Here is a 26,076-nt window from a genome sequence, read left to right on the forward strand (position 1 = left end):
ACGTCTCGCGGGGGGGTTTGGGAATTCCAGGGCAACTGGACCCGTTCTTGCATAGCAGCAATCGGGCTCCGGCAGAGGGCAGCAGTTCTTGAGGGTCTTGTTCGTTACGACAGAAATGGACGACTTTGTCCGCGTCGGCGGACTTGGAGCCGTTTCCGCTGCACTCCCCCGAGCCCTTCGTCCTTTCGCCGACATCCGGATCATGTTGCCCGGCTATCGCGACATCATCGAACAACTCACGCATATTCAGGTCGTTGGCCGCTGTCCGGCGTTCGCGGAGATGCCGGCCTGCTCGCTCGGCCGCGCCGCGACCAAGGACGGCCTGCCGGTCTATGTGCTGTTGTGCTCGCAACTCTACGACCGGCCCGGCAACCCCTATGGCGACGAGTCCGGGCGCGACTGGCCCGATAACGACATCCGTTTCGCGCGCTTTGCCTCGGCCGCCGCTGAGCTGGCGATGGGCACGCTGGACAAGGATTGGGCAGCAGACCTGATCCACGCCAATGACTGGCAGGCTTCGCTCGTGCCGGCCTACCTCGCCTGGCGCGGCTCCAAGCTGCCGTCGATCCTGACCATTCACAACCTCGCCTATCAGGGCCTCTTCCCGAAGGACTCGCTGCGGCGGATCGGCGCGCCGGAGAGCTCCTTCCACATCGACGGCGTCGAGTTCTACGACCAGCTCTCCTTCCTCAAGGCCGGGCTGGTCTACGCCTCGCATCTCACCACAGTCAGCGGCACCTATGCGCGGGAGATCACCACGGATGAATTCGGCTGCGGTCTCGAAGGCCTGCTTCGAGTCCGCTCCGACGCGGCCGAGCTCACCGGCATCCTCAACGGCATCGACGAGAGCTGGGACCCGCGTTCCTGCGCCCAGCTTGCCCAGCAGTTCGGCGCCGGCGACTGGGTCGGCAAGAAGGCCAATGCGGATTACGTGCGCAAGCAGTTCGGGCTTGCGGTGTCGCGCGGCCCGATGTTCGGCATCGTCGCCCGCCTCGTGCACCAGAAGGGCATCGACCTCGTGCTGGCGGCGGCCGACGAGATCGTCGATGCCGGCGGGCAGATCGTGGTCACCGGCTCCGGCGAGCCGGCGCTCGAGCAGGCGCTAATCGACGCGCATCGCCGGCGGCCTGACGCGATCGGGGTCGTGATCGGCTTCAACGAGGCCCAGGCGCGCCGCATCTTCGCCGGTAGCGACTTCACATTGATGCCGTCACGCTTCGAGCCCTGCGGGCTCAGCCAGATGTACGCCCAGCGCTTCGGCTCGCTGCCGATCGGCCACCAGACCGGCGGCCTCGCCGAGACCATTACCGACGGCGAAACCGGCTTCCTGTTCTCAAAACCTTCGCATGAATCCTTCCTCGGCGGCGTCCGCCGTGCGTTCTCCGCCTTCATGGCGCAGGACCAGCTCGACACCATGCGTCGCAGTGCGATGGGACGGTCGTTCTCCTGGAGCATCCCGGCCGGCAGCTACAACGCGCTGTACCGGAAGCTGGCGGCGGTGTGAGGCCTGCGTGTCCTCGTCATTGCGAGCGTAGCGAAGCAATCCAGACTGTTTCCGTGGCAGCAGCCTGGATTGCTTCGTCGCAAGAGCTCCTCGCAATGACGGTGGTTTGTGGCAACGGCGGAGGACTTCACCCCCTCCCGCGCACATCCATCTGCGACCGTCCGATCCAGGCACGGTTGAGGCACCGCGTCATCCAGTCGGGCTGCGGCTCTCCGCGCAGCCGCGCTTGCGCTTCCTGGTAGGGACCGACATAGCGCAGCCGGTCTGGCAACCTTGGATAGACCCGCCGTATCCATCGCAGCGCCTTCTCGGCGGATCTGGTGTCACGCTCGTCAAGCTCGAACCCGAATCCCACACGCAAGCTTTCCGGCAGCAGGCTCGCGGTGAGCGCGCGATACCAGCGCGGCGGACGCAACCACGGGCGCGCTCCACCAAAGATCTGCGCGGCGATCTCGCGCGCGGCCGGGCTGACGGTCAGCGTATCCGACTGCGTCATTGCCGCGGTGTAGGCCGCAAAGCCGGACCAGTCCGCCGGCAGATCGTGCGCCGTCAACCCGAACAACGCACCGAACAACCGACTCTCGGCCCAGTAGCGTTCGCGTTCGTCCGCCGAGAGCGGCGGCAAGACCAGATCATGCGCCATCAGCGCGGTCTCGACCAGCGTGGCATGAACCCAGCGCAGCGACGGGATGTCGTTGGCACAGTAGCGCGAGCCTGCCGCGAATGGACCGACGGTCTCGGGCATCTCGCCGACGATCATGCTGTGGCGCCGGTGCAATTGCCGCGACGACAACAGCGCGCGGTCAAGCGAACCGAACACCATGGCAAAGACGATGTCGAAGGTGCGGTGAAATCGTCCGATCGGATCAGCGAGGGTTTTCGAATGCTCGGCGATGGCGGCGGCGACCCAGGGATGCGCGAGTTGAAGGAGCAGCGCCCGGCCGGCGCCGAGAAAGATCACGGCCTCGCGGTCGATTTGCCAGGTCACCGTGTCAGGGCCGAACACGCCGGCGACCGGTCCCGCCGCGTTGGCGCGGACGGTATCAAGGGCAGATTCAAGTTCGCTCCCGGACACCACCTGCAGGGACTTTCGATTGCGGACCAGGACCGACAATCCGCAAGGCATGTGGCAATTCGATGAAGGGGACGATCGCTTGCGGCCCTACTCCGCCGCCATCGGCATCTCGTCCATATGTTCGTGCAGCACCACGCTCGCGAGCGGATCGAACTCGCCAACCCACGGCCTTCGCTCAAGCACTGACTTTGTGTGCGAATAGCCGGCATCCCAGCGCCGCATGATGCCGGACGGACTGAAGTCGATATCCTTGGTGTGGCTCTCGCGGTCGAGCTGCGGCGCAAGCAGGCGCACGACATGCATCCTGGTCGGGCAGCCGTAGTCGATCAATTCCCTCACCGCCGGATTGCTGCGCTCGCTTTCAGGCAGTCGCGCGGCGAGCTGGCTAATGACGTGGCGCAGGCGATGGGTTTGCTGCTGGCGCGTGATCTGGCTCGCGATCCGGCTGGAATATTGCACATCCTTGTGCCGGTTCAGCACCTCCGCCATCGTGGTCGGCTCGGCGCCGGCGGGATTCCACAAATGCACGGCGAGGATCAGCGAATTTTTGCGCGGATTGTCGTCGAAGACGGCCTCGGTCGGCGTGTTCGACAGAATGCCGCCGTCCCAATAGAGCTCGCCGTCGATGCGTACCGCCGGAAACGCCGGCGGCAGCGCGCCCGAAGCCATGACATGCTTCACCGTCAGCTCGCCGTCGCGGCTGTCGAAATAGCGCATCTGGCTGCTGCGGACGTGAGCGGCGCCGACCGTCAACCGTGGCGCGCAGCGGTTGATCCGGCCGAAATCGACAAGCTCGAGCAGCGTCCGCTCCAGCGGCGCCGTCGAATAGAAGCCGGCGTGATCGGCTCCGAGCGGATAGGAATCGCCCGCATGCGCCAATGGATTGGGACGGAAGAAGCCGGGAATGCCGTGGGTCAAGGTCGACCAATAGGCGAGCTTTTCATTGAAGCCGGCAAACGGGGTGCGCAGATTCCAGACCGGATTCTGCTCCATCCGTTTCCAGAACTGCTTCAGGCGCAGCAGCCGCTGGTCAGGCGCGTTGCCCGCAATGAGCCAGGCATTGATGGCGCCGATCGAGGTGCCGATGATCCAGTCCGGCTCGATGCCGGCCTCGTGCAGCGCCTGGTACACCCCGGCCTGATAGGATCCGAGTGCACCGCCGCCCTGAAGCACCAGCACCACCTGGCCGGGCAGATCCTTCGACACGCTGGTATCGCGCTTCACATCGTTCATATTCTGCTCCCTGAGAGCCCGTACCCTTGCCATGTTCGCTCCTAGCGACCCTATGTTACGCGCTCGCCTCAATGCGCGGTCCAGCCTCCGTCCACGGGCAACGCAATCCCGGTGATCGTGGCCGCTGCGTTGGTGGACAGAAATACGCTGAGCGCACCGAGCTCCTCGACGGTCGAGAAGCGCTTGTTCGGCTGTTGCGCCAGCAGCACGTCACGGATCACCTGGTCACGCGAGATTCCATGCGCCTTGGCCTGCCCATCGATCTGCGCCTCGACCAGTGGCGTATAGACATAGCCGGGACAGATCGCGTTGCAGGTAATGCCCTCTTCTGCCGTCTCCAGCGCGGTCACCTTGGTGAGCCCGACGATGCCGTGCTTGGCGGCGACGTAGGCCGCCTTGAACGGCGAGGCGACCAGGCCGTGCGCGGAGGCGATGTTGATGATCCGCCCGAACCCGTTCTGTCGCATTGCGGGCAGCGCGAGCCGCGTGGTGTGGAAGGCCGACGACAGATTGATCGCGAGGATCTGGTCCCATTTCTCGACCGGAAACTGCTCCAGCGGCGCAACGTGCTGGATGCCGGCATTGTTGATCAGGATATCCAGGCGGCCGGCCTGCGCAACCGTCGCCGCGATCATTTCGGCGATCGAATTCGGTCTGGTCATGTCGGCCGGCGAAAACCTTGCCTTGACGCCGAACTCCGCCGCGATCTGCTCGCGCGTCCGGTCGAGCTCGGCCGCCACACCAAGGCCGTTCAGCACGATGTCGGCGCCGGCCGCGGCAAGTGCCCGCGCGATACCGAGGCCGATGCCACTGGTTGAGCCCGTGACCAGCGCAACCTTGCCCGCGAGCGCCCGGGAGGCGGACGTCTGCGGTTTGACGGACATATTCACGGGCAAACTCCTTTGACATGACGACTTGTGCTGAGCCGACTGTGAAGCATCGCCGGGTTTGACGGAAATGCCCGTTGGCTTCCGAAACCATGCCTGTGCGCTATTGCGGTCGGGATGTCATTCTCCGCGCCGATCGGCTAGCTTTCGGCTGATCTTGCCGGGAGCCGATCCATGGAAATGCACCAGGTCCGCTATTTCCTCGCGGTGGCGCAACTCTTGAACTTCACGCGTGCCGCCGAGGAATGCAACGTGACGCAGCCTTCGCTGACGCGCGCGATCAAGCAGCTCGAGGCCGAGCTCGGCGGCGATCTGTTTCGCCGCGAACGGCCCGCGGCGCAATTGACCGAGCTCGGCCAGCGCATGCATCCGCTGCTGAAGCAGTGTTTCGAAGCGGCCACCGGCGCCCGATCGCTGGCCTCCTCGTTCCGGAGCGGCGAGATCGGCGCGCTCCGCGTCGCGCTGACGCATGCGATCGACCTGTCGCTCCTCATTCCGCATCTCAACCAGATCAAGCGGCAGTTCAACCGGCTCGAATTCCGCTTCCTGCGCGGCTCGAGTCGTGAAGTGGCCGAGTTCCTGAAGAAGGGCGAGGCCGAGCTAGGGATTGCCGCGGACATCGACGAGGCCTGGGAGCGGCTCGATGTCTGGCCGCTGTTCACCGAGAGCTTCGAGCTCGTGGTCAGCGACGGACATCGCCTGGCCGGCCGCAGCAGCATCGCACTGGACGATCTGCGCGCGGAGCAGCTGCTGAGCCGGACGTTTTGCGAGCATTCCGCCCGTATCTCGGCGAGCCTGCGCGAGCACGGCATCGCGATCGAGCAGGGTCACGAAATCTCGAACGAGCGCGATTTGATCGAGCTGGTCGAGGCCGACATCGGCGTCGCCATGCTGCCGCACACCTCGCCCGTTCCGGAGACGTTGACGCGCGCTGCGGTCGCCGGGCTGGACGCCCGTCGCACCGTCAGCCTCTACGGGGTGGCCGGCCGGCAGCGCACGGCGGTGGCCAATGCCGTTATGCGCATGTTGCGCGGTGCGGATTGGCGGGAGATTGCGGGGTAGCAGCCACGCTCGCTCCTCACTCTTTCAGGCCTCCCTGCTCGCGCCTTCCAACGCTTCAAGCAGATCATCGATCTCGATTCGCTTGCGGAAATCCGGATCGACGAAGCGGGCTTTCACGAGACCGTCGCGACCAACGACGAACACGGCCGGGATCGGCAGCATCCAGCCATCATTGCCGTGGAATTTCGCCATGTCCTGATAGGACAACAGGTGCTGGATCTCGGCACCGAGCCAGATCGCGAGATTGAGCGACAACGCATAGCCGTTGTCGAGGTCGGTCAGGATCGGAAATGGGGCACCAGCTTCCGCCTTGAGCTGCTGGGTGTATTCCTGCGTCTCCGGCATGATCGCGACTATGCGCGCACCCATGGACTCGACGCGGTCCAGCGCCTGGACCACCGCGCGGACATTGAGCCGGCAATAGGGACACCAATGGCCGCGGAAAAACATCACGGCGACCGGGCCGCTCTCCAGCAGTGAGGACAGCGCGACGAGACGCCCGCTCTCGTCCGGCAACATGAACGGCGGCATCGACTCGCCCGGACGCGGCGCGGTCTCGCCGCCGCCGTTTCCATTCAATCTGGTCACCAGATTGTCGACTGCCTCGCCATAGGCCGGGAACACGTCGCGGCTGGCGTCGGCATAGGCGCGGAGCTGCTCGTTCAGCGTGCCATCCATGTCACGGCAGCGCTGGAAGGCGTGTTTAAGCCGCTCGGCATCGGCCGGCGAGAGAGAGGTCATCTTGCGCTCCAGCGTTCAGGGGACGAATATTAGGTGCCCGATCCGGCCGCCCGCAAGGGGCGGCCGTCATGCGCACGCGATCAGTTCACGTAGAAATTGCCGGTCGGGTCCAGCCGCCCCGAGGTGGAATACAGCGATCCGTTGTCCATGAAGAAGACGGTGTTGTCGGGGACTTTCTTGGCGTTCTTCATCATGGCCTCGTGGTTCTTCTCCGCCGGGGCCATGGCCATCGCCGACATCTTGCCGGGTCCGCCATACATATAGGCCATGCCGGCCTTGAAGTCCCATGTGGCTTCCGCGAAGGCCGATGTGGCGATGACCACGAACGCAGCCGTGGCAATCAAGGTCTTGGACAATTTCGTCATGAGATGTTCCTCCGGAGTGACGTGAACGCCCGCCAACCGGGCGCCCCACCATCGAACGCCAGTCGCTCGGGAAGCGGAAATGCCAATCCCCAATCGGTTCGATAGCGAGCGCCTATCGGGCCCGATAGCGCCGGTCTATCGCAGCGAGAGCGAAAGAGCATTTCAGAACGAGCGCTCTCTCGACGAAAGTCCCAACATAGCCAGCGACCATTGCGGTTGCGGCCAACACAGGAGACGTCCCGATGTTCAAGCATCACACATTGTCGCGTGCGGTCTGGCCCGGCTTGGCCATCCTCGGCGTATTGACACTCTCGGCGCAGCCAGTCTCCGCCGGCGAATGCCCGGCCGACAAGATCAAGCCGAACGCGCAGCAGATGGTCGACTACAAGCCGGTCGGCGTCACCGACGTCACGCTCGGCGCCATCGACCTCGGCAAACAGCCGGCGCATATCGAAGGCCGCGAGCTGCGCTTCCGCAAGCTGACCATCGAGCCCGGCGGCATCGTGCCCTGGCACAGCCATGACGACCGCCCTGCCCTGATCTTCGTGCAGCAAGGCGAGATCGTCGAACACGTTTCCAACTGCGTCGATCCGATCGTGCACAAGGCCGGCGACATCCGCCCGGAGGTGTCCGGCACCTCGCACTGGTGGAAGAACCTCGGCAAGGAAACGGTCATTCTCTATGTCGGCGACGTCCGCAAGGACCCGCACGACCACAACATGTAACGGGTGCGCGACCCCAGCGCACGCGTGACGGAATGTGGCGCCCGCGATCCCCATGCTGCCCCGCATGCGGGCGCCACATTCATCACAAGGGAGGCCTGCCATGACCGATCTTTCCGCGCCGATCAAACCAACCGCGATGGCGATGGACGCGCATTCACCAGGTCTTGCGCTTCGCTCTCTCGTGATCGGCCTCACTGCGTTCCTGACGGTCGTCGATCTCTTCGCGACGCAGGCGATCCTGCCCTCGCTGACGCGCCGCTACGGCGTCACGCCGGCCGCGATGAGCCTGGCCGTCAACGCCAGCACGTTCGGCATGGCCGTCGCAGGCCTCGTCGTCGGCCTTCTCAGCCCGCACATCGACAGGCGGACCGGCATCCTGCTCAGCCTGACCCTGCTCGCGATTCCGACGAGCCTGCTGGCGACTGCACCCAATCTTGCCGTCTTCACCGGCCTGCGGGTCGCGCAGGGTCTCTGCATGGCGTCCGCCTTCGCATTGACATTGGCTCATCTCGGCGAGCAATGCAGCGCAATGGATTCCGGCGGCGCCTTTGCCGCCTACATCACAGGAAACGTCGCCAGCAATCTCGTCGGCCGGCTGGTCTCGGCCGCGATCGCCGATAGCCTTGGCCTGGCATGGAATTTCTACTTCTTCGCGGCCCTCAATCTGGCCGGTGCCGCCCTGGTCTATTTCACCATTGCGCGCGTACAGCCGACGCGTGCAACGACGTCGACGGCATCGGCGTTTGCCGCGACGATCGCGCAGTGGCAGGATGCACGGCTGCGTGCCGCCTACGGCATCGGCTTCTGCATCCTGTTCGCATTCATCGGCACCTTCACATTCGTCAATTTCGTTCTGGTTCGACCACCGCTGTCGCTGGGCATGATGGACCTCGGCTTCGTTTACTTCGTCTTCCTGCCGTCGGTGGTCACCACGTTGCTGGCTGGCAAAGTGGCGTCGCGCCTCGGAACGCGTCCGACGATCTGGGGCTCGCTCGCCATCGCCGGGGTCGGCTTGCCGCTGATGTTGGTCCCGCACCTGGGCGCGGTCCTCGCCGGGATGGTTCTGGTCGGAACCGGCACCTTTTCCGCGCAAGCGGCTGCGACAGGATTCGTCGGACAGGCTGCGGCTGTAAACCGCGGCATCGCCAGCGGCACCTATCTCGCCTGCTATTTCTGCGGTGGGCTCGTCGGCACCGCCGTCCTCGGCCGGCTGTTCGACGCGTATGGCTGGCATGCCTGCGTGGCCGGGGTGGGCCTGGCGCTCGCTGTCGCGGCCCTGCTGACGCTCGCCTTGAAGCGCTAGCGCTTGGCCGGCGCCTCCTGCGGCGGCTCGTCGTCGGCGATGGCGCGCCAGGCGGCGCCGTCGAGATCGTCGTACTGGCCGCTTCGAAGCGACCAAAGGAAAGCGGCCAGACCGGCGAGACCGAGCATCAGCGCCAGCGGCACCAGGATGACCAGGATTTCCATCACACGATCTCCCGCGGGGCGCCGCGCGCACGCAGCGAATTCAGCATCACCAGGATCGACGATCCGCTCATGGCGGCAGCCGCGATCAGCGGCGTGACGACGCCGCTGATCGCGACCGGCACCGCGAGGAAATTGTAGCCGATCGCCAGCCAGAGATTCTGCCGCATCAGGTGCAGCGCCTTGCGCGAAGCATCGATGGCGGCGACAACCGGGGCCAGCGGCCGACCGAGGAAGACGAGATCGGCGGTCGCTTGGCTCAAATGCGCGGCCGAGATCGGCGATATCGAGACATGGGCCGCCGCCAGCGAGGGCGCATCGTTCATGCCGTCGCCGACCATCAGGACCTTCATGCCCCGCTGCTTCAGGACCTCGATCCGCGCGATCTTGTCGGCCGGGGTCACCCCGGCGCGCCATTCGGAGATGCCCAGCGCGTGGGCCGCCGCGATCACCGCCGGTTCACGGTCGCCGGAGAGAATCTCGATGCCGATATTGCGCGCCTTCAGCGCCGCGATCACAGCCTGCGCATCGGGACGGAGGCCCTGGCGCACGGAGAGGATGAATTTTTCGCTGCCCTTGCTGAAAGCCACGACGGAGGCTTCGGGGTCGAGATGTGTCACGTCCGAGACCAGCGTCTCGGCGCCGCAGAAAGACGGACGGCCGAGGCGAATCTCGATGCCATCGACCACAGCGCGCACGCCCTGGCCGGCCTCCTCGACCGCGCCAACGATCGGCGATCTGGCGTCGGCGGCCTGCGCGACCGCGGCGGCGACCGGATGATGGCTCGACAGCGCGAGCCGCCCGGCAAGCTCGAAGATGTCTGCTGGAATATCGGCCGCATTCATCACTTCGAGATCGGGCAGCGTCAGCGTGCCGGTCTTGTCGAAGACGACGTGATCGGCTTCCGCGAGACGCTCGATGGCATCGCCGGAATTCAGCAGGACACCAGCCTTGAACATCGCGCCAGAGGCCACGGTCTGTACCGTCGGAATGGCGAGCCCGAGCGCGCAGGGACAGGTGATGATCAGCACCGCGACGCCGGTCACGATGGCATCATGCCAGCCGGCGCCCGCGATGACCCAGCCGAGGATGGTGACGAGCGCGGTGGCATGCACCACCGGCGCGTAGAGTCGCGAAGCGCGGTCTGCGAGCCGCATGTAGCGCGAGCGCGCCTGCAGCGCATTGTCGAGCAGCCGCGTGATCTCGGCGAGCAGCGTCGCCTCGGAGGCCGCCGAGACCCGCACCCGCAAGGTCCCCGAGATGTTCATCGATCCCGCATAGACCGGCGTGCCCTGGCCTGCCGTGACGTAGAGCGTCTCGCCGGTGATCAGGCTCTGGTCGATCTCGGAACGGCCCTCGATCACAGTGCCGTCGACCGCGCAGCGCTCGCCGGGCCGCAGCAGCACGATGTCGCCGGGATAGATCGCGGCCACCGGCACTTGGGATATCTCGTCGGGCCCGACGAACTTGGCCGCGGTCTCCGCCTTGAGCGCGGCGAGATTGCCCGCGACCGCGCGGGTCCGCCGCCGCATGTTCTGGTCGAGGAAGCGACCGACCAGTAGGAAAGTGAGCAGCATGATCGCCGCGTCGAAATAGGCGTGCTCGGCGTGGTTGATGGTCTCGACCACGGACATGCCGAGCGCCAGCGTCACGCCGATCGAGATCGGCACGTCCATGTTGGTGGTCCTGGCCGACAGCGCGCGCCAGGCCGAGCGGAAGAACGGCTGGCCGGCATAGGCCGCCGCCGGCAGCGCGATCAGCGCCGACAGCCAGTGGAAGAAATCGCGCTGCTCCGGCAGCATGTCCGAGACGTTGCCGGACCACACCGGGATCGACAGCATCATCACGTTCATGGTGGCGAACGCGGCGACGCCGAGGCAACGCAGCAGGAAGCGCGATTCGGCGACCTCGGTCGCCTCCGCGCTCTCGGTTTCGTAAGGATAGGCCTTGTAGCCGAGCTCTTCGAGGCGATCGATGAAGCTGATAGGATCGAGCGTGCCCGCCTTCCATTCCAGCGCAACGCGCCGGTCGGTGAGGTTCACGCGCGCCAGCGTGACGTCGGGAATCGCGGACAGCCCGCGCTCGATCTTGGCCATACAGCCGGCGCAGTGCACGCCCTCGACCGCGAGATCGATGTGCTGGACGCCCTCGCCCGCAGTCCGGACGTAATGCGAAAAGTCCCGCGAGACGTGCATGGCAAAATCCTTCAGTTCAGGATCACGCGGTTGCGCGACATGAACACGCGCGTTCCCCGCGCCTCGCCCTGGATCACCAAGTCCCACTGGCCCGACGCGACCGATGCGGCATCGCCGCGATAGAGGCCGATACCGGCCTCCGAGAGCTCGATTGCGAGATCGGCGCGCTTGTCGGTCGGCCGCTCCAGGCGGCCGCCGAATTTCAGTCCGGCGATCGGCTGGCCGCTCGCGTCGCGCGCCTCGACCTGAAGCACGGCGCCGCCATCGGCGCGGCGCTCGACATGGGCGTTGACCTTCCATTTGCGCGCAGCCTGGTCCTGCGCCGCCGAGATCTCGCGGTCATAGGCGAGCCCAGCGGCATAGGGGCTGTCGACGTCCGTCCCTGGCAGCGTCGCGATCGCGAGCTTCATCATGGTCGCGTTGACGCCGATCACGACGCCGAAGAAGGCGACCAGCATCAGAAACACTTTTGTTCCGGTCAGCGGCTTGGTTGCCATGGCGAACTCCTGATCCTAGGGCGCGACGAAATTGTCGGTGGCGCTGGCGACTTCGCCGAGGCCGATATCGGTGACGTGAAAGTGAACCGGGATGGACTTTTCCGGATTGCCCTCCACCGAAGCGGTCACGAGCAGCCGCAGCTCGCTGGTGGAGTCGCGCGGAACCACGATCATCGGCCGGTCCGGCGTCACAGAATCGATTCCGATGACATGGATTGTCGCATTGACCGGGCCGCTCGCGTCGATCGCGATGACCCGGTCGTAACCGCTCTTGTTGAGCAGCCGCACCGTGTAGGCATTGCGGATCGAGCCGTCGCTGAGCCTGACCGCGACCGGGTTGCGGTCGTGCAGCACGTTGACGTCGAGCAGGCTGCGAGTCGCCAGCGTATAGATCATGATGCCGCCGACCGCCGCGATGATCGCGCTGTAGGAGACGGTGCGGGCCCGGACGATGCGGTAGATCGGCGCCTTGCCTTCCTGGCGGCGCTGGATGTTGACGTCGTTGTCATAGCCGATCAGCCGCTTCGGCCGGCCGATTTTCGTCATCACATTGTCGCAGGCATCAATGCAGAGCCCGCACTGGATGCATTCCATCTGCGGTCCGTTGCGGATGTCGATGCCGGTCGGGCAGACTGCCACGCACTGGTAGCAATCGACGCAATCACCAACCTGCTGCCCGAGCGCGCGCAGCTCGGCCGCCTTCTTCACCGACGTACGCTTCTCGCCGCGGTCGTAGCGGTAGGTGACGTTGAGCGCCCATTCATCGGTCAGCGCCGCCTGGATGCGCGGCCACGGGCACATATAGGTGCAGACCTGCTCGCGCATGTAGCCGGCGAGCAGATAGGTCGTCGCGGTGAGAATGCCGATCCAGACATAGGCGAGCATCGGCGCCTGGAACGTGACGAGTTCCTTGACCAGCGTCGGTGCGTCGTTGAAATAGAGCACCCAGGCGCCGCCGGTCCACCACCCGATCAAGAGCCAGATCGAATGCTTGAGCACGATCTCGGAGATCCGCTCCAGCTTCATCGGGTCGGACGATTTGTCCTTCTTCATCCGCTCGCGCCGGTCACCCTCGATCAGACGCTCGACCGCATAGAACAGGTCGGTCCACACCGTCTGCGGACAGAGATAGCCGCACCAGATACGGCCGCCGACCGAGTTCATCAGGAATAGCGCCACCGCGGCGACGATGAGCAGGCCGGTGAAGTAGTAGACCTCCTGCGGCCACAGCTCGATGAAGAAGAAATAGAAGCGACTGTTGGGAAGATCGATCAGCACCGCTTGGCTGGGAGCGCCGAGTCCGCGGTTCCAGCGCACGAACGGCAGGAAGTAGTAGACGCCGAGGCAGAAGGCCATCAGGCCCCATTTGATCCGGCGGAAGGTGCCGGAGGTGCTCTGGGGATAGACTTTCTTCTGGGCCACATAGAGCGGCCCGTTGTCATCGTCTAATGGGAGCTCTTTTGGGTTCGCGGTCCTGTTCATCGCCTGCAGCTTTTCGAGAGGTGCGATAAAACCTAGACCCGACGCCGCCGCGTCAGTTGATCCAGCGCAAGCGGGGGCTTTTTTTGTTCGCCCCCGCTTGTCCCGGATTGGCTATTTTCCGCCGCCCAGCGAGTGGACGTAAACTGCCATCGCCTTGATGGTGGCGGGATCGAGCCGCCCTTCCCAGGCCGGCATCACGCCCGCGCGGCCCTGGCTGATGGTCTCGATCAGCGTCGCCTCGTCCGAACCATAGAGCCAGATCTTATCGGTCAGGTTGGGGGCACCCATCTCCGGGTTGCCCTTGCCGCCGTCGCCATGGCAGGCGACGCAATTCTCCGCGAAGATCTTCTCGCCCTTGGCCGCGTCATAGCCCTTGCGGGTCGGAAGGCCCGACAGTGCCCGGACATAGTTGGCGGCCGTGACGATCTCATCCGGCTTCAGCACGCCGTCCTTGCCGAATGCGAGCATCTGGCCTTCATGCGTCTTGGCGTGGCCGGAACGTGCGCCGAACTGGATGGTCTGCATGATCTGGTCGAGCGAACCGCCCCACAGCCAGTCGTCGTCGTTCAGATTCGGATAGCCCTTGGCACCCGCGCCGCCTGAGCCGTGACATGGCGCGCAATTGTCGCCGAACACGGTCTTGCCCTTGGCGCGCGCGAGCGCCAGCAGCGCCAGGTCCTTCTCGATGTCGGCGAGCGAGGCCGCGCCCAGCGCAACCATCTTGGCTCCGCGGATCTTCTCGAGATTGGCGAGCTCGACCGCGACATCGGCGCGTGTCGAGTAGCCGAACAGGCCCGTGGTATTGCTGGAGATCAGCGGCCAGGCCGGATACACGATCCAGTAGCCGATCGACCAGACGATGGTGAGGTAGAAGCTGATCACCCACCAGCGCGGCAGCGGCGTGTTGAGCTCCTTGATGCCGTCCCATTCATGTCCGGTCGTGGACTTGCCGGTGACGGAATCGATGTCGCTATGATGATCGGTCATGGTCTCTCACTCCTCCCGCAACGGCAGGTGTGCTGCTTCGTCGAACGCAGCCTTGTTACGGGGCCATAATGCGTAGGCGATGATCGCGAGAAAGATCGCGACGAAGACCGGCGTCCAGATCGTGGTCACGAGACCGGACGCGAGATTGTCGAGTGTCAGGATGGCTTTCATCGTGGGTGCCTTCTCAGCGAAGATTGGCTTTCTCGTTGTAGATCTTGAAATCGACCAGCGTGCCGAGCATCTGGAGATAGGCGATCAGCGCGTCCATCTCGGTCGGCGTGCCGGCCTTGCCGTCGAAGTTGCGCACCACGGCCTTGGCGTAGCGCTTGGTGAAAGCGTCGGAGCCGGCATTGTCAGGATCGGCCTGGGCCTTCATGTCGGCGCCCGCATTGGCGATCTGGTCGTCGGTGTAGGGCGTGCCGACGGTCCGCAGCGTGCGCATGTGGTCGGCGATCGTGTCCGGATCGATCTCGGTCTGGCTGAGGAACGGATAGCCTGGCATCACCGACTGCGGCACGATCGCGCGCGGATTGGCCAGATGGGTCACATGCCAGTCGTCGGAATATTTGGCGCCGACGCGGGCAAGGTCGGGACCGGTGCGCTTCGAGCCCCACTGGAACGGATGGTCGTACATGCTCTCGGCGGCCAACGAGAAATGTCCGTAGCGCTCGACGTCGTCGCGCAAGGGCCGGATCATCTGCGAATGGCAGAGATAGCAGCCCTCGCGGATGTAGACGTTGCGCCCGGCGAGCTCCAGCGGCGTATACGGCCTGATCCCGTCGACCGCCTCGATCGTGCTCTTGAGGTAGAACAGCGGGGTGATCTCGACGAGACCGCCGATCGCGATCACCAGCAGGATGCCGACGATGAGGATGATCGAGTTCTTTTCGAAGATTTGGTGGCGTGTCCAGAACGACATGGAAGACTCCTCATTCCGCCGGCTGAAGAGCGACGGGCATCTGGACTTCCTGTTCGCCGACGCGAACCGTCATCCAGAGATTATAGGCCATGATCAGCGCGCCGATCAGGAACAGCCCGCCGCCGGCGGCGCGGATGATGTAGAAGGGATGCATCGCCTCGACGGTCTCGATGAAGGAATATTCGAGGAAGCCGAGCGAGGTGTAGGCGCGCCACATCAGGCCCTGGAGGATGCCGGACACCCACATCGCCGAGATGTAGAGGACGATGCCAAGCGTCGCGATCCAGAAGTGCCAGTTGACGAGCTTGAGGCTGTAGAGGCCCTTCCGATTCCAGATCCAGGGCACGAGGCAGTAGAGCGCGCCGAAGGAGACGAAACCAACCCAGCCGAGCGCGCCGGAGTGCACGTGGCCGATGGTCCAGTCGGTGTAGTGGCTGAGCGAGTTGACCACCTTGATCGACATCATCGGGCCTTCGAAGGTCGACATGCCGTAGAAGGCGACGGAGACCACGAGCATGCGCAGCACGGGATCGGTGCGCAGCTTGTCCCAGGCGCCCGACAGCGTCATCAGGCCGTTGATCATGCCGCCCCAGGACGGCATCCACAGCATGATGGAGAAGGTCATGCCGAGCGTCTGGGTCCAGTCCGGCAGCGCCGTGTAGTGCAGATGGTGTGGGCCGGCCCAGATGTACAGGAAGATCAGCGCCCAGAAGTGGATGATCGAGAGACGGTAGGAATAGATCGGCCGCTCGGCCCGCTTCGGGATGAAGTAATACATGATGGCGAGGAAGCCGGCGGTCAGGAAGAAGCCGACCGCGTTGTGGCCGTACCACCACTGGAACATGGCATCCTGGATGCCGCCCCAGGCGATGTAGGATTTCGAGCCGAACACCGAGACCGGCAGCGCCGGGTTGTTGCCGAGATGCAAGACCGCGATCGTCACGATGAAGGCGAGATAGAACCAGTTCGCGACAAAGATGTGCGGCTCCTTGCGCTTGATGATCGTGGCAAGGAAGACCAGCAGATAGGTGACCCAGACGATGGTCAGCCACAGATCGGCGTACCATTCCGGCTCGGCATATTCCTTCGACTGGGTGACGCCGAGCAGATAGCCGGTGCCGGCGATCAGGATGAAGAAGTTGTAGCCTACGACGACGAACCAGGGCGCGAGATCGCCTGCAAGGCGCACGCGGCAGCTCTTCTGGACGACGTAGAACGACGTCGCGATCAGGACGTTGCCGCCGAAGGCGAAGATCACTGCGGACGTGTGCAGCGGACGCAGGCGGCCGAAGCTGGTCCAGGGCAGATCGAAGTTCAGCGCCGGCCACGCCAGTTGCGAGGCGATGATGAGGCCGACGAGAAAGCCGGCAATGCCCCAGAACATCGCCATGACGGAGGAGAACTTGATCGGCCCCATGTTGTAGTTGGGCCGGCCGTTGATCTCCGCAGGCGGCAGCGCCGCCGGTCGGTCGAGGTAACGGTTGATGATGCAGAAGACCGCGGCCAGGCTCGCCGCCGCGCTCAGCGCGGCATGGAAGGCGAAGGGCGCATCGAGCGCCTTGGCCGAGGCAATCACGCAGAGGAAGGCGGTGACCGCGAACACGACAGCCAGGCCGCTTTCACCTGACGTCATGGACTTGGAGATGGAGGGCTGGCTCATGCGGACTCTCTCTGAAAGAACACAGGGCCAGAAACCACATTCGCCCTCGCGGGGAATTGATTGAAATCAAGCTATGTGGATTTCTGTTAATGTGAGACCGATGTAGATCGCAGAGCGATATCAGTCGCTTGGGCACCGCAGAGCATAAACGGCAGCCCACCGCCTGCGTGACATGGCGGAGTCGAGAATTGCGAATCTGCAGCCGCCTCCTCAGTCGCGTGCCGTCGCCTTGAGCGCCGCGATGACGTCCTCGCGCGCGACGATTCCGATCAGCTTCTGCGCGCCGTCGAGCACGATGATGCTCCTGATGCGGTGCTCGACCATGATCTGGAGCACGCGCGTCAGCCGCGTGTCGGGGCTGACATAGATAAAGTCGGGCGTCATGACGTCGCCGATTTTGCGGGTCATCAGGTCGTGGTAGCGCGGCAGCATCTGGCTCGGCGTGAAGGCGAAGCACTTCAGGATGTCGAACTTGGTGACGATGCCGACGACCTGTCCGTCGTCCTCGACCGGATAGGAATTGAAATCATCGCGCTCGAACATCTCGCTCAGCGCGAGCAGGTCGAGGTCGCGCCTCACTGTCCTGACGTCCTGCGTCATGTAGCTTTCGACGGTCTGTTCAAGGAATCTGTACACGGCGCGTCCTCTTTGATTGGTCTTGTATCGCTCCAGCGTCAGTGCGACAGCAGCACGCAGCGGGCAGATTGAGTGACCAGATATTGGGTGACGCCGCCGAGGATCAGTTCGCGGAAGCGCGAATGACCGTAGGCACCGGCGACGATCATGCTGGCGCCGACGTCGCCGGCAATTTTCTCCAGTTGCCCGGCGACGGTTTCGTTCCGGGCCGCTTCGGAAACGCGCGTGATCGCGGTCACGCCGTGGCGGGCAAGCCACGCCGTCACGTCGGTCGCGCCAGCGACCGCGGCAGTGCGGTCGTCGTCACCTTCGGGAATTGCGAGGACGGTGACATCCCTGGCCTTGCGCAGTAATGGCAGCGCATCGGCGAGCGCCCGCCGCGCTTCCGGCGTATCCTTCCACGCCACCAGGACGCTGCGCAGATCGAGCCAGTTGACCCCGTCAGGCACGACCAGGATCGGTCGGCCGGCTTGCATCACCAGATCCTTTGGGCTCGCGAGCGCGAAGGCGTCGGAGAAGGCCGGGCTCTGCCCGCCGGCGACGACGATGTCGGCGCAACGTGCCTGAGCGAACGTAAGGCGCGCCGGGAAATCCATGGCGCTGCGCCATTCCACATGCCCGCCGCGATTCCTGATCGCGGCGCGGAATTGCGCCTCGAGCCTGCTCAGGCGTCGCTTGACCGAGGCTTCTCCCTCATCGATCAGTCCCTGCGCTGCGGCGCCATCGCTGTAGTAGAGCGGCGGGGCGAACTGCGCCGCAGCAACGCCGATGATCGACGCCTCAAATCGTTCGGCAAGCTCGCCCGCGACCTGAAGCCGCGCCTCGTTGGGCTGATCGAGCGCCAGGCTGACCATCACGGTCGCGTATGTCATCGGAGTCTCCGGGGCAATGAGCTTTGATCCGATCGTAAGCCCACCGCCGCCGGGGCAGGATGAGATAGATCAAAACCTTGGATCACCGCGCCGGCCGGAAATCTGCCGATGGTATAAGACATCGGAACTTGCCTCTGGCCCCTCCTTGGGTACATTGCCAACGGTAACGCTGTGCGGTTCCCCGCATCAGAATGGGAGTGATCGTTTGGCGCCGACCCGCGTGATTCATCCGCAAGATGACGGCCGGGGCGAACATTTCCGCGTTCGAATCGAAGGATTTGGCGTCGGGACCTGGGACCTCGATCTCAAGACACTGGAGTTGGAGTGGTCGGAGACGGCCAGGATCCTGTTCGGAATCGAATCTGGCCAATCGGTGAGTTACGCGCTGTTCCTGTCCCGGCTGGAGCCGAACGACCGCGAGCGGATCGAGAGTGCGATCCGACACGTCTCCGAACGGGGCGGCAGCTTCGACGTGTCGTTCAGGGTCGCGGGGGCGTTGGGCAGAGCGCAGTGGATCCGTGCGCGCGCGGGGCTGATTCGGGACGACGCCGGCGCCGCCCGACATCTCAGCGGCATCTTTCTTGACGTCGATGAAGAGAAGCAGGTCGAGGAAACCCTGCGCACGCGCGAGAGTCACCTCCGCTCGATCCTCCAGACGATTCCAGACGCCATGATCGTCATCGACGGCCACGGCGTCATCCAGCTCTTCAGCGCGGCGGCCGAGCGCCTGTTCGGCTGGGTCGAGTCGGAGGCGATCGGCCAGAACGTCCGCATCCTGATGCCGGAGCCCGACAGCTCACGTCACGACGGCTACATCGCGCGCTACCGGACCACCAGCGACCCACACATCATCGGCATCGGCCGCATCGTGACCGGCAAGCGCCGCGACGGCACGACCTTTCCGATGCACCTGTCGATCGGCGAGATGCAGTCGGGCGGCGAGCCCTATTTCACCGGTTTCGTCCGCGATCTGACCGAGCATCAGAAAACCCAGGCGCGGCTCCAGGAACTGCAGTCCGAACTTGTCCACGTCTCGCGGCTGAGCGCGATGGGCGAAATGGCGTCCGCGCTCGCTCACGAGCTCAACCAGCCGCTGGCAGCGATCAGCAACTACATGAAGGGGTCGCGGCGGCTCCTCGCCGGAAGCCAGGATCCGAATACGCCGAAGATCGAGAGCGCGCTGGACCGCGCCGCCGAGCAGGCGCTGCGCGCCGGCCAGATCATCCGCCGCTTGCGCGACTTCGTCTCCCGCGGCGAATCGGAGAAAAGGGTCGAGAGCCTGTCCAAGCTGATCGAGGAGGCCGGCGCGCTCGGGCTCGCCGGCGCGCGCGAGCAGGACGTGCAGCTTCGGTTCAGCCTCAATCCAAATGCCGATCTCGTGCTCGCCGACCGGGTGCAAATCCAGCAGGTGCTGGTCAACCTCTTCCGCAACGCGCTGGAAGCGATGGCGAAGTCGCCACGGCGCGAGCTCGTCGTCACCAACACCCGCGCCGCCGACGACATGATCGAGATCGAGGTCTCCGACTCCGGCTCCGGCTTCCAGGACGACGTCATGCCAAACCTGTTTCAGACTTTCTTCACCACCAAAGACACCGGCATGGGCGTGGGACTTTCCATCAGCCGCTCGATCATCGAGGCTCACGGCGGCCGGATGTGGGCCGAGAGCAACGCATCGGGTGGGGCGACATTCCGCTTCACCTTGCCGGCAGCCGACGAGAACTGATCCATGACGACCAAGGGAACCATCTACGTCATTGACGACGACGAGGCGATGCGGGATTCGCTGAACTTCCTGCTGGATTCAGCCGGCTTCGGCGTCACACTGTTCGACAACGCGCAGAGTTTTCTCGATGCCCTGCCCGGCCTCGCCTTCGGCTGCGTCGTCTCCGACGTGCGGATGCCCGGCATCGATGGGATCGAGCTTCTGAAGCGCCTGAAGGCGCAGCGCAGCCGGTTTCCGATCCTGATCATGACCGGTCATGGCGACGTGCCGCTCGCGGTCGAGGCGATGAAGCTCGGTGCGATGGATTTCCTGGAAAAGCCGTTCGAGGATGACCGCCTCGTCGCCATGATCGAATCCGCGATCCGCGAGGGCGAGCCGGCCGCCAGGAACGAGGCCATGGGCCAGGACGTCGCCGCTCGCGTCGCGTCCCTGAGCCCCAGAGAACGACAGGTCATGGAGGGGCTGATCGCGGGCCTCTCCAACAAGCTGATCGCTCGCGAGTACGACATCAGCCCGCGCACCATCGAGGTCTACCGGGCCAACGTAATGACCAAGATGCAGGCCAACAGCCTGTCGGAGCTGGTCCGGCTAGCGATGCGCGCCGGAATGCTCAATGATTGAAGTCAACAGGAGTTGAGGCAAGTCAAAACCCTCCGCTCGCCCTGTGCTACCAGATCGGAATGATTGCGATCAGCTCCCATCCCGAGCGGCTCCAGATGTCGTCACCCGCAAAGCCAACTGTCTATGTGGTCGACGACGATGCCGCTGTGCTTGGCTCGCTGAGGTTTTTGCTGGAAACCGACGGTTTTGCCGTACGGACCTTCAGGAACGCCACGGCGCTGCTCAATGCGGCGCGCCCGTCCGGTGCAGACTGTTACGTGATCGACTACAAAATGCCTGACATCAACGGCATCGAGCTGGCCGGGCGACTGCGCCAGTCCGAGGGCGATACCCCCGTGATCCTGATCACCGGCTATCCCGACTCGAATATCTCGGCCCGGGCGGCGGCCGCAGGCGTGAATGAAGTGATTCTGAAGCCGCTTCTGGACGAAAACCTGGTCAAACGCATTCGCCACGCCATCCAGAACCGGGTCCATAGCTGACCTACGGGATTCTACGTAAGGCAATCTCCTTAAGATATCTCGCGAAATTTTCGAGGCACCCGATACCGCGTACCTAAGCGTCATCACAACGGAGATGGCGCAGATGCTGACCCAGACCTTCAACGCCCCGGCGATCAAGACCCAGATCGGCGGCAAGATCGCACCCGCCCATCCCGTCTCTGACCAGTTCGGTGCGATCGCCGGCCATGTCGGCCTCGTTGCCACCGAGTTCTCCTACCGCAAGGAGGAGGAAATCTATGGCGAGGACGAGTCGGCCGAGTATGTCTATCAGGTCGTCACCGGCGCCGTGCGCAGCTACAAGCTTCTCTCCGACGGCCGCCGCCAGATCGGCTCCTTCCACCTTCCCGGCGACGTGTTCGGCCTCGAATCCGGCACCACCCACCGCCTTGCTGCTGAAGCTATCATCGACACCACTGTGCGCCTCGTGAAGCGCGCGAGCCTCGAGAAGGCCGCAGCCACCGACGTCCAGGTCGCCCGCAAGCTTTGGGCGATGACCGCCGGTGAGCTTCGCCACGCCGAGGACCACATGCTGCTGCTGGGCCGCAAGACCGCGATGGAGCGCGTCGCAACCTTCCTGCTCGAAATGGACCGCCGCCTCGCGGTTGCAGGCATGATGGCGCTGCCGATGTGCCGCCGCGACATCGGCGACTATCTCGGTCTCACGCTCGAGACCGTCTCGCGCGCGCTGTCGCAGCTTCACGCCCAGGGCATTCTCGGCTTCTCCGGCGCCCGCCATATCGTGCTGCGCAACCGCGCACGCCTGCACAATCTCGACGCCTGATCTCCCCTCTCCCACCCCCTCATGGCCGGCTGATTGATTCAGCCGGCCATTTCTTTTGCTGCGATCATGCCCTTGCGCCGCGTCTCCGGCATGACAAGCAGAATAAGCAGAAGTCCCGTCGCCGCGACGCCGGACAGTCCGGTGAACGCCATGGCATTGCCGAATTTATCGCTGACATAGCCGCCAAGCGCGGTGCTCAGCGACGCGCCGATGCCCATTGCCGTGCCGACAATGCCCTGCGCGAGGTTGAAATGGCCGCTGCCGAAGGCGACGTCGGCCACGATCAGCGGGATCATCACCGCGAACACCGCCGCGGTGAGGCCGTCGAACACCTGCACCAGCACCAGCAGATACGGATCGCGCACTGTCGCGAACAGCAGACCGCGAATCGTCAGCGCCGCGAATCCGATCAGCAGCAGCGGCCTGCGGCCCCATACTTGCGCCTTGCGCCCGACGCTCGGCGACAGCAGCGCCACGATCGCCTGCGGCACGACGATGCAAAAAGCGACGAGCACCGTCGCCCACTCGCTCGATCGCGCTGTCACCGCGCTTGCCATCAGCGGCATCATCGAGGCGTTCGCGAGCTGCAACAGGAGCACGCTGAGTGCAAAGACAATGAGCGGCCGCTGCCGGATCAGATGCCAGATATTGGTGTCGCCGCGATCCTCCGCCTCGCGCGGCATCTCGCCGTGACAGCGCGCGATGTCGACTTCGTGCTCGCGGATGCGAGAGAGTGCGATCAAGGTGGGAATTGCGAGCAGGAAGGTGACCAGGAACACCGACCGGCTCGACAGCAGATAGCCGGCAGTACCCATCACGGCGGCCGCAACGCCGTTGCCGAGCGAAGCAAAGCGCGCGTTGCGGCCGAGACGCTCGCCGATCGCGAGCGGGCCGACCAGACCGAGGCTGATCGCCGCGATCGCCGGTCCGAGCACGCAGCTCGCTGCCGCGTGCAAGGTGGCCGCAGCCACCACCACGGGGAAGATCGGCATCGCCGCATAGGCGAGCGCGCAGCAGCCGATCGTGCCGATCGCGAGGCCGGCGACCAGCCGCTCGGATTTCGCGGCATCGATGATGGCGCCGCCCGGCATCTGACCGATCAGGGCAACGATGCCGCCGATCGACAGCACGAGGCCGATCTCGACCTGGGTCCATTTCTGGGTCGTCAGATAAACTGCGATGAACGGCCCGAATCCGGTCTGCACGTCGGCGAGGAAGAAGATGAACCAGTCGAGGCCACGCAGGCTCTGGCGCGACGGAGCCGGAATGCCGGCAGGCGACGGCGCCGAGAATTTATCCTGCTCAACGCGGCCCTCGCGGTCTGCATCATTCAGCTTCCTCGACAACAGCACCGGCGGCCATCCCTCCCCGCGCCTCACTGAACAGCTTGCAGCGGCTGCAGGCTGCCGGACGCGCCGAGTACCACCATCGGCGTGTCCTCCTTGTATTCCGGCGCGGCTGCGACCTGTGCCTTGGTCAATTCCAGCGTGATGCTGTCCTTCTTGTTGGTGATCTTGCCGAATCGGAGCGCGTTCCAGTCCACCACGATCTTGCGGCTGCCGACGCCGAGGAAGCCGCCGAAATCGATCACGGCGGCGCGCACGTGCCCGCTCCGATCGACGATGACGTCGACGATGCGGCCCATGTCTTCGTTCGCCGCGCTGAGCACGTCACGGCCAAGCACACCGTGCGCATCGCTCGCGCCGATGATCGTGACCGACGGCGGTGGCGCGGCATTCTTTGGCGTGACGGGGACCGATGACGCCGGCGGCTGCGCCGTCGGCGGTGCATTCGCTTCCGTCGAGGGTGCGGGCGACTCCTCCGCGGCGCGTGACACGGCGAGAGTCGTTCCGCAGACGATCACGACGCCCAGAGCCAACCATCCGGCGGTACGCATGCACCCTCCTCACGGCGCGCCGCTAGCGCGCCAGCACGATCGAGACCTGAATCTGGCCACGCGTGCGCAACACCTCCAGCGCCACGTCGTCGCCATGGCGGCTGACGCGCAGGTCCACGCTGGACTCACCCAGACGCAGATCGCGCAAGATCACCTCGTGCAGGAACGCCGGCAGATGCGGATTGCGCAGCCGGATCTCGCCGCGCGCCACGTCGAACTCGATGCCCAGCGCCGCCTCCAATAGCGTGAACGCCGTTGCGCTGGCCCAGGCCTGCGGCGCGCAGGCGACCGGATAGAGCGTCGGGCCGCGCCGCTTTTCGCGCCGGAAACCGCAGAACAATTCGGGCAACCGGCGCAGGTCCATGTAGGTCGCGGCGTCGAACAATCCCTTGAAGACATGCGCGACCGAATGCTTGAGCCCATAACGCGCGAGCCCGAGCGCGATCAGCGCATTGTCGTGCGGCCAGATCGACCCGTCATGATAGGACATCGGATTGTAACGCACCTCGCCTTGCGCGACGGTGCGGATGCCCCAGCCCGAGAAGAAATGCGGCCGCATCAAATCGGCGGCGACGAGGCGCGCGCGGTCCTCGCGGATCATGCCGCTGAACAGGACCTGGCCGGCGTTGGAGGTCCGCACCTTGCAGGGCCGCTTCTTGCCGTCGAGCGCAAGCGCATAGGTACCGAGCTCCTCGCACCAGAACGCGGCCTCGAAACGCTCGGCCAGCGTCTTGGCCTCGGCCTCGAGCTTCTTGGCGAGATCAGGCTTGCCCAGCCGAAGCGCGCAGCGCGCGGCGAGCCGCTTGGCCGCAAAGACGTAACCTTGCACCTCGGCCAGCGCGAGATTGCCTTCCGCGAGCTGGCCATCAGCATGGAAGATCGCGTCGTAGGAATCCTTCCAGCCCTGGTTGGCGAGGCCCTTTTCCGTGGCGCGCTGATATTCGACGAAGCCGTCCTTGTCGGGATCACCGGGGCCGTCGATCCAGGCCAGCCCCGCCTCGATCGCCGGCCACAGCTCGGTCAATGTCGCCTCGTCGCCGGTGCGTTCGAAATAGCTTCCTGCCAGCAGGACGAACAAGGCCGTGGAATCGACGCTGCCGTAATATTGCGCGAACGGTACCTCCCGCAGCGCCGCCATCTCGCCGCCGCGCATCTCATGCAGGATCTTGCCCGGCGCGGCATCGGCGAGCGGGTCGACCGCCTTGGCTTGGAAATGGGCGAGCCGCCGCAGCACGCCCTTGGCGATTCGCGGATCGACCCACAGCATCTGCAACGCGGTGATCAGCCCGTCACGGCCGAACGTCGTCGAGTACCAGGGAATTCCCGCATAGGGATAGCGGCCCTGCGGCGTCTCCGTCATCAGCATGTTGAGGTCGGCCATGGCCTGGCACAGCACCTCGTTGAAGATGTTGTTGGAGGTCTCGATGCTGGCCGCCCCCATCGTCGATTGCCGCATCTCGCGGCGATGGGCGAGCAGGCTTCTGAAAAAGCGCGCAGGCTTCTCCGCGACCGGCCGATTGCAGGACACGGCCACGAACAAGGATTTCGACTCATGCGGGTCGAGTTCGAGCTGCCAGGTCGCGGCATTCACCGACAACTTGGTTGGGCGCGGGTCGAAATGCAGGCCCGTGGTGCGCTCGGCGTCATCGAGACCGCGGTAATCGAACAGCACGTCGGTCGGTCCCAACAGCCGGCTCGAGCCGATGCCGCGGCGCGGGCGCCGTTCGCCGCGGACCTCGAACAGATCGGCGAAATCGTTGTCGAACAGCAGCGTCAGCGCAAAGCCGGCTGGGCGGTCGCCGTGGTTCTGCACGCCGATGCGCTGATACGCGGTGCCGCGCCACAGGAAGATCGTGCGCACGATGTGCAGCAGGTCCTTTTGCAGCACGAGGCTGCCCTGCCGGTAGATGTCCGGATTGGTGAGATCGACGGTCAGGGCTGAGTTGTCGTCGCGCAGGTTCGAGCCCAGCAGTAACGGCTGGAGATCGTCGAGCACGAGCTCGAGCCTCGCAAGGTAGCGCGTGTCGTGATGAAACAGGCCATCGGGCCCGCCGGCCGAAGCGCCGATGTCACCATGGCTGTCGAGCACGATAAAGGTGTCGTCGTGCTTGAGCGAACGCCGCGGCCGCGCTGACGGTCCCGTCATCGGAATATAGAAAGGCTGCTCCGCGACCTGGTCCACGGTCCGCGTCACGGAGACGAATTGGGTAACGGCTTCAGCCGACATCAGCAGCTCCCCTGCGCTTG

26 protein-coding genes are annotated in these 26,076 nt (G+C 64.7%); 8 read left to right on the forward strand and 18 right to left on the reverse strand.

Going from position 1 to position 26,076, the window contains the following annotated elements; genetic code table 11:
- Window positions 1–88: 88 nt before the first annotated feature.
- On the forward strand, window positions 89–1,504 hold the full coding sequence (gene glgA / locus BcanWU425_RS28370; protein ID WP_085352107.1) for a glycogen synthase GlgA: 1,416 nt from the start codon (window positions 89–91) through the stop codon (window positions 1,502–1,504).
- Between the two features lie 127 nt (window positions 1,505–1,631).
- Here glgA and BcanWU425_RS28375 read toward each other — a convergent pair whose 3' ends face one another.
- The 3 genes from BcanWU425_RS28375 to BcanWU425_RS28385 all read right to left on the reverse strand — a co-directional run bounded on the left by BcanWU425_RS28375 (window position 1,632) and on the right by BcanWU425_RS28385 (window position 4,696).
- Complete coding sequence (locus tag BcanWU425_RS28375; RefSeq protein ID WP_210350865.1) at window positions 1,632–2,630, reverse strand: oxygenase MpaB family protein; 999 nt, start codon at window positions 2,628–2,630, stop codon at window positions 1,632–1,634.
- Between the two features lie 36 nt (window positions 2,631–2,666).
- Window positions 2,667–3,812 (reverse strand): patatin-like phospholipase family protein, encoded by a 1,146-nt coding sequence (locus BcanWU425_RS28380; protein WP_018457121.1) that lies wholly within the window; start codon window positions 3,810–3,812, stop codon window positions 2,667–2,669.
- Window positions 3,813–3,880: 68 nt separating this feature from the next.
- The gene (locus BcanWU425_RS28385; RefSeq protein WP_094183368.1) at window positions 3,881–4,696 is read right to left on the reverse strand and encodes a 3-hydroxybutyrate dehydrogenase; all 816 of its coding nucleotides are present in this window, start codon (window positions 4,694–4,696) and stop codon (window positions 3,881–3,883) included.
- Between the two features lie 177 nt (window positions 4,697–4,873).
- On the opposite strand from BcanWU425_RS28385, the gene BcanWU425_RS28390 reads away from it, so the two are divergent.
- Entirely contained in the window at window positions 4,874–5,761 is an 888-nt protein-coding gene (locus BcanWU425_RS28390) for a LysR family transcriptional regulator (protein ID WP_018457123.1), read from the forward strand.
- A 24-nt stretch (window positions 5,762–5,785) separates the two neighbouring features.
- On the opposite strand, the gene BcanWU425_RS28395 is transcribed toward BcanWU425_RS28390, so the two are convergent.
- A complete protein-coding gene (locus BcanWU425_RS28395; RefSeq protein ID WP_085362251.1) occupies window positions 5,786–6,502 on the reverse strand; it encodes a peroxiredoxin-like family protein in 717 nt (238 codons plus the stop codon).
- 80 nt (window positions 6,503–6,582) lie between these two features.
- A complete protein-coding gene (locus BcanWU425_RS28400; protein WP_204510571.1) occupies window positions 6,583–6,867 on the reverse strand; it encodes a hypothetical protein in 285 nt (94 codons plus the stop codon).
- Between the two features lie 242 nt (window positions 6,868–7,109).
- On the opposite strand from BcanWU425_RS28400, the gene BcanWU425_RS28405 reads away from it, so the two are divergent.
- Together BcanWU425_RS28405 and BcanWU425_RS28410 are read left to right on the forward strand one after the other, a co-directional pair.
- The gene (locus BcanWU425_RS28405; protein WP_204510570.1) at window positions 7,110–7,592 is read left to right on the forward strand and encodes a cupin domain-containing protein; all 483 of its coding nucleotides are present in this window, start codon (window positions 7,110–7,112) and stop codon (window positions 7,590–7,592) included.
- A gap of 100 nt (window positions 7,593–7,692) precedes the next feature.
- A complete protein-coding gene (locus BcanWU425_RS28410) occupies window positions 7,693–8,895 on the forward strand; it encodes an MFS transporter (protein WP_204510569.1) in 1,203 nt (400 codons plus the stop codon).
- Here the strand turns inward: BcanWU425_RS28410 and ccoS are convergent.
- The 10 genes from ccoS to BcanWU425_RS28460 form a co-directional block, all read right to left on the reverse strand.
- On the reverse strand, window positions 8,892–9,059 hold the full coding sequence (gene ccoS, locus BcanWU425_RS28415) for a cbb3-type cytochrome oxidase assembly protein CcoS (protein WP_007594007.1): 168 nt from the start codon (window positions 9,057–9,059) through the stop codon (window positions 8,892–8,894). The genes BcanWU425_RS28410 and ccoS overlap by 4 nt on opposite strands.
- Entirely contained in the window at window positions 9,059–11,251 is a 2,193-nt protein-coding gene (locus tag BcanWU425_RS28420) for a cation-translocating P-type ATPase (protein ID WP_204510568.1), read from the reverse strand. Before BcanWU425_RS28420 ends, ccoS begins: the two co-directional genes overlap by 1 nt.
- Before the next feature lie 11 nt (window positions 11,252–11,262).
- Window positions 11,263–11,748 carry a FixH family protein gene (locus BcanWU425_RS28425; RefSeq protein WP_085352098.1) on the reverse strand — a complete coding sequence of 162 codons (486 nt, stop codon included), beginning with the start codon at window positions 11,746–11,748 and terminating at the stop codon, window positions 11,263–11,265.
- 15 nt (window positions 11,749–11,763) lie between these two features.
- On the reverse strand, window positions 11,764–13,230 hold the full coding sequence (ccoG, locus tag BcanWU425_RS28430; RefSeq protein ID WP_204510567.1) for a cytochrome c oxidase accessory protein CcoG: 1,467 nt from the start codon (window positions 13,228–13,230) through the stop codon (window positions 11,764–11,766).
- 111 nt (window positions 13,231–13,341) lie between these two features.
- Window positions 13,342–14,217, reverse strand: a complete 876-nt coding sequence (gene ccoP, locus BcanWU425_RS28435) for a cytochrome-c oxidase, cbb3-type subunit III (RefSeq protein ID WP_204510566.1) — start codon at window positions 14,215–14,217, stop codon at window positions 13,342–13,344.
- Window positions 14,218–14,223: 6 nt separating this feature from the next.
- Window positions 14,224–14,388, reverse strand: coding sequence for a CcoQ/FixQ family Cbb3-type cytochrome c oxidase assembly chaperone (locus BcanWU425_RS28440; protein ID WP_018457132.1), 165 nt, complete (start codon window positions 14,386–14,388; stop codon window positions 14,224–14,226).
- A 13-nt stretch (window positions 14,389–14,401) separates the two neighbouring features.
- The gene (gene ccoO / locus BcanWU425_RS28445) at window positions 14,402–15,136 is read right to left on the reverse strand and encodes a cytochrome-c oxidase, cbb3-type subunit II (RefSeq protein ID WP_204510565.1); all 735 of its coding nucleotides are present in this window, start codon (window positions 15,134–15,136) and stop codon (window positions 14,402–14,404) included.
- Window positions 15,137–15,146: 10 nt separating this feature from the next.
- Complete coding sequence (gene ccoN / locus BcanWU425_RS28450) at window positions 15,147–16,796, reverse strand: cytochrome-c oxidase, cbb3-type subunit I (RefSeq protein ID WP_007607681.1); 1,650 nt, start codon at window positions 16,794–16,796, stop codon at window positions 15,147–15,149.
- Window positions 16,797–17,006: 210 nt separating this feature from the next.
- On the reverse strand, window positions 17,007–17,432 hold the full coding sequence (locus BcanWU425_RS28455) for a CBS domain-containing protein (protein WP_085362242.1): 426 nt from the start codon (window positions 17,430–17,432) through the stop codon (window positions 17,007–17,009).
- Window positions 17,433–17,470: 38 nt separating this feature from the next.
- Window positions 17,471–18,304, reverse strand: a complete 834-nt coding sequence (locus BcanWU425_RS28460; RefSeq protein ID WP_204510564.1) for a universal stress protein — start codon at window positions 18,302–18,304, stop codon at window positions 17,471–17,473.
- Between the two features lie 205 nt (window positions 18,305–18,509).
- Here BcanWU425_RS28460 and fixL point away from each other — a divergent pair, with 205 nt between their 5' ends.
- The 4 genes from fixL to BcanWU425_RS28480 all read left to right on the forward strand — a co-directional run bounded on the left by fixL (window position 18,510) and on the right by BcanWU425_RS28480 (window position 21,932).
- A complete protein-coding gene (gene fixL, locus BcanWU425_RS28465) occupies window positions 18,510–20,027 on the forward strand; it encodes a sensor protein FixL (RefSeq protein WP_085362240.1) in 1,518 nt (505 codons plus the stop codon).
- A 3-nt stretch (window positions 20,028–20,030) separates the two neighbouring features.
- Window positions 20,031–20,648: a response regulator FixJ gene (gene fixJ, locus BcanWU425_RS28470; protein WP_018457137.1), complete on the forward strand. Its 618-nt coding sequence runs from the start codon at window positions 20,031–20,033 to the stop codon at window positions 20,646–20,648.
- Window positions 20,649–20,707: 59 nt separating this feature from the next.
- Window positions 20,708–21,130: a response regulator gene (locus BcanWU425_RS28475; protein ID WP_018457138.1), complete on the forward strand. Its 423-nt coding sequence runs from the start codon at window positions 20,708–20,710 to the stop codon at window positions 21,128–21,130.
- 103 nt (window positions 21,131–21,233) lie between these two features.
- Window positions 21,234–21,932 carry a helix-turn-helix domain-containing protein gene (locus tag BcanWU425_RS28480; RefSeq protein ID WP_026233309.1) on the forward strand — a complete coding sequence of 233 codons (699 nt, stop codon included), beginning with the start codon at window positions 21,234–21,236 and terminating at the stop codon, window positions 21,930–21,932.
- 38 nt (window positions 21,933–21,970) lie between these two features.
- On the opposite strand, the gene BcanWU425_RS28485 is transcribed toward BcanWU425_RS28480, so the two are convergent.
- Genes BcanWU425_RS28485 through BcanWU425_RS28495 form a run of 3 tightly spaced genes read right to left on the reverse strand, consistent with a single transcriptional unit; the run spans window position 21,971 to window position 26,056 of the window.
- Window positions 21,971–23,284: an MFS transporter gene (locus BcanWU425_RS28485; RefSeq protein ID WP_231188742.1), complete on the reverse strand. Its 1,314-nt coding sequence runs from the start codon at window positions 23,282–23,284 to the stop codon at window positions 21,971–21,973.
- Window positions 23,285–23,307: 23 nt separating this feature from the next.
- A complete protein-coding gene (locus BcanWU425_RS28490) occupies window positions 23,308–23,829 on the reverse strand; it encodes a PRC-barrel domain-containing protein (RefSeq protein ID WP_026233310.1) in 522 nt (173 codons plus the stop codon).
- Between the two features lie 22 nt (window positions 23,830–23,851).
- A complete protein-coding gene (locus BcanWU425_RS28495) occupies window positions 23,852–26,056 on the reverse strand; it encodes an amylo-alpha-1,6-glucosidase (RefSeq protein ID WP_026233311.1) in 2,205 nt (734 codons plus the stop codon).
- Window positions 26,057–26,076: the final 20 nt, after the last annotated feature.

This window comes from Bradyrhizobium sp. WU425, from assembly GCF_021052305.1.
Classification (GTDB): Bacteria; Pseudomonadota; Alphaproteobacteria; order Rhizobiales; family Xanthobacteraceae; genus Bradyrhizobium; species Bradyrhizobium canariense_D.

What these genes read in the sequence shown, in the direction of transcription:
- BcanWU425_RS28480 (WP_026233309.1), top strand. Translation starts at nt 21,234, where the DNA reads ATGCTGACCCAGACCTTCAACGCCCCGGCGATCAAGACCCAGATCGGC.
- BcanWU425_RS28405 (WP_204510570.1), top strand. Translation starts at nt 7,110, where the DNA reads ATGTTCAAGCATCACACATTGTCGCGTGCGGTCTGGCCCGGCTTGGCC.
- ccoG (WP_204510567.1), bottom strand. Translation starts at nt 13,230, where the DNA reads ATGAACAGGACCGCGAACCCAAAAGAGCTCCCATTAGACGATGACAAC.
- BcanWU425_RS28495 (WP_026233311.1), bottom strand. Translation starts at nt 26,056, where the DNA reads ATGTCGGCTGAAGCCGTTACCCAATTCGTCTCCGTGACGCGGACCGTG.
- BcanWU425_RS28375 (WP_210350865.1), bottom strand. Translation starts at nt 2,630, where the DNA reads ATGCCTTGCGGATTGTCGGTCCTGGTCCGCAATCGAAAGTCCCTGCAG.
- ccoO (WP_204510565.1), bottom strand. Translation starts at nt 15,136, where the DNA reads ATGTCGTTCTGGACACGCCACCAAATCTTCGAAAAGAACTCGATCATC.
- BcanWU425_RS28410 (WP_204510569.1), top strand. Translation starts at nt 7,693, where the DNA reads ATGACCGATCTTTCCGCGCCGATCAAACCAACCGCGATGGCGATGGAC.
- ccoS (WP_007594007.1), bottom strand. Translation starts at nt 9,059, where the DNA reads ATGGAAATCCTGGTCATCCTGGTGCCGCTGGCGCTGATGCTCGGTCTC.
- BcanWU425_RS28420 (WP_204510568.1), bottom strand. Translation starts at nt 11,251, where the DNA reads ATGCACGTCTCGCGGGACTTTTCGCATTACGTCCGGACTGCGGGCGAG.
- BcanWU425_RS28475 (WP_018457138.1), top strand. Translation starts at nt 20,708, where the DNA reads ATGATTGCGATCAGCTCCCATCCCGAGCGGCTCCAGATGTCGTCACCC.
- BcanWU425_RS28395 (WP_085362251.1), bottom strand. Translation starts at nt 6,502, where the DNA reads ATGACCTCTCTCTCGCCGGCCGATGCCGAGCGGCTTAAACACGCCTTC.
- BcanWU425_RS28385 (WP_094183368.1), bottom strand. Translation starts at nt 4,696, where the DNA reads ATGTCCGTCAAACCGCAGACGTCCGCCTCCCGGGCGCTCGCGGGCAAG.
- ccoP (WP_204510566.1), bottom strand. Translation starts at nt 14,217, where the DNA reads ATGACCGATCATCATAGCGACATCGATTCCGTCACCGGCAAGTCCACG.
- ccoN (WP_007607681.1), bottom strand. Translation starts at nt 16,796, where the DNA reads ATGAGCCAGCCCTCCATCTCCAAGTCCATGACGTCAGGTGAAAGCGGC.
- BcanWU425_RS28440 (WP_018457132.1), bottom strand. Translation starts at nt 14,388, where the DNA reads ATGAAAGCCATCCTGACACTCGACAATCTCGCGTCCGGTCTCGTGACC.
- BcanWU425_RS28490 (WP_026233310.1), bottom strand. Translation starts at nt 23,829, where the DNA reads ATGCGTACCGCCGGATGGTTGGCTCTGGGCGTCGTGATCGTCTGCGGA.
- fixJ (WP_018457137.1), top strand. Translation starts at nt 20,031, where the DNA reads ATGACGACCAAGGGAACCATCTACGTCATTGACGACGACGAGGCGATG.
- BcanWU425_RS28460 (WP_204510564.1), bottom strand. Translation starts at nt 18,304, where the DNA reads ATGACATACGCGACCGTGATGGTCAGCCTGGCGCTCGATCAGCCCAAC.
- BcanWU425_RS28425 (WP_085352098.1), bottom strand. Translation starts at nt 11,748, where the DNA reads ATGGCAACCAAGCCGCTGACCGGAACAAAAGTGTTTCTGATGCTGGTC.
- BcanWU425_RS28400 (WP_204510571.1), bottom strand. Translation starts at nt 6,867, where the DNA reads ATGACGAAATTGTCCAAGACCTTGATTGCCACGGCTGCGTTCGTGGTC.
- BcanWU425_RS28390 (WP_018457123.1), top strand. Translation starts at nt 4,874, where the DNA reads ATGGAAATGCACCAGGTCCGCTATTTCCTCGCGGTGGCGCAACTCTTG.
- BcanWU425_RS28380 (WP_018457121.1), bottom strand. Translation starts at nt 3,812, where the DNA reads ATGAACGATGTGAAGCGCGATACCAGCGTGTCGAAGGATCTGCCCGGC.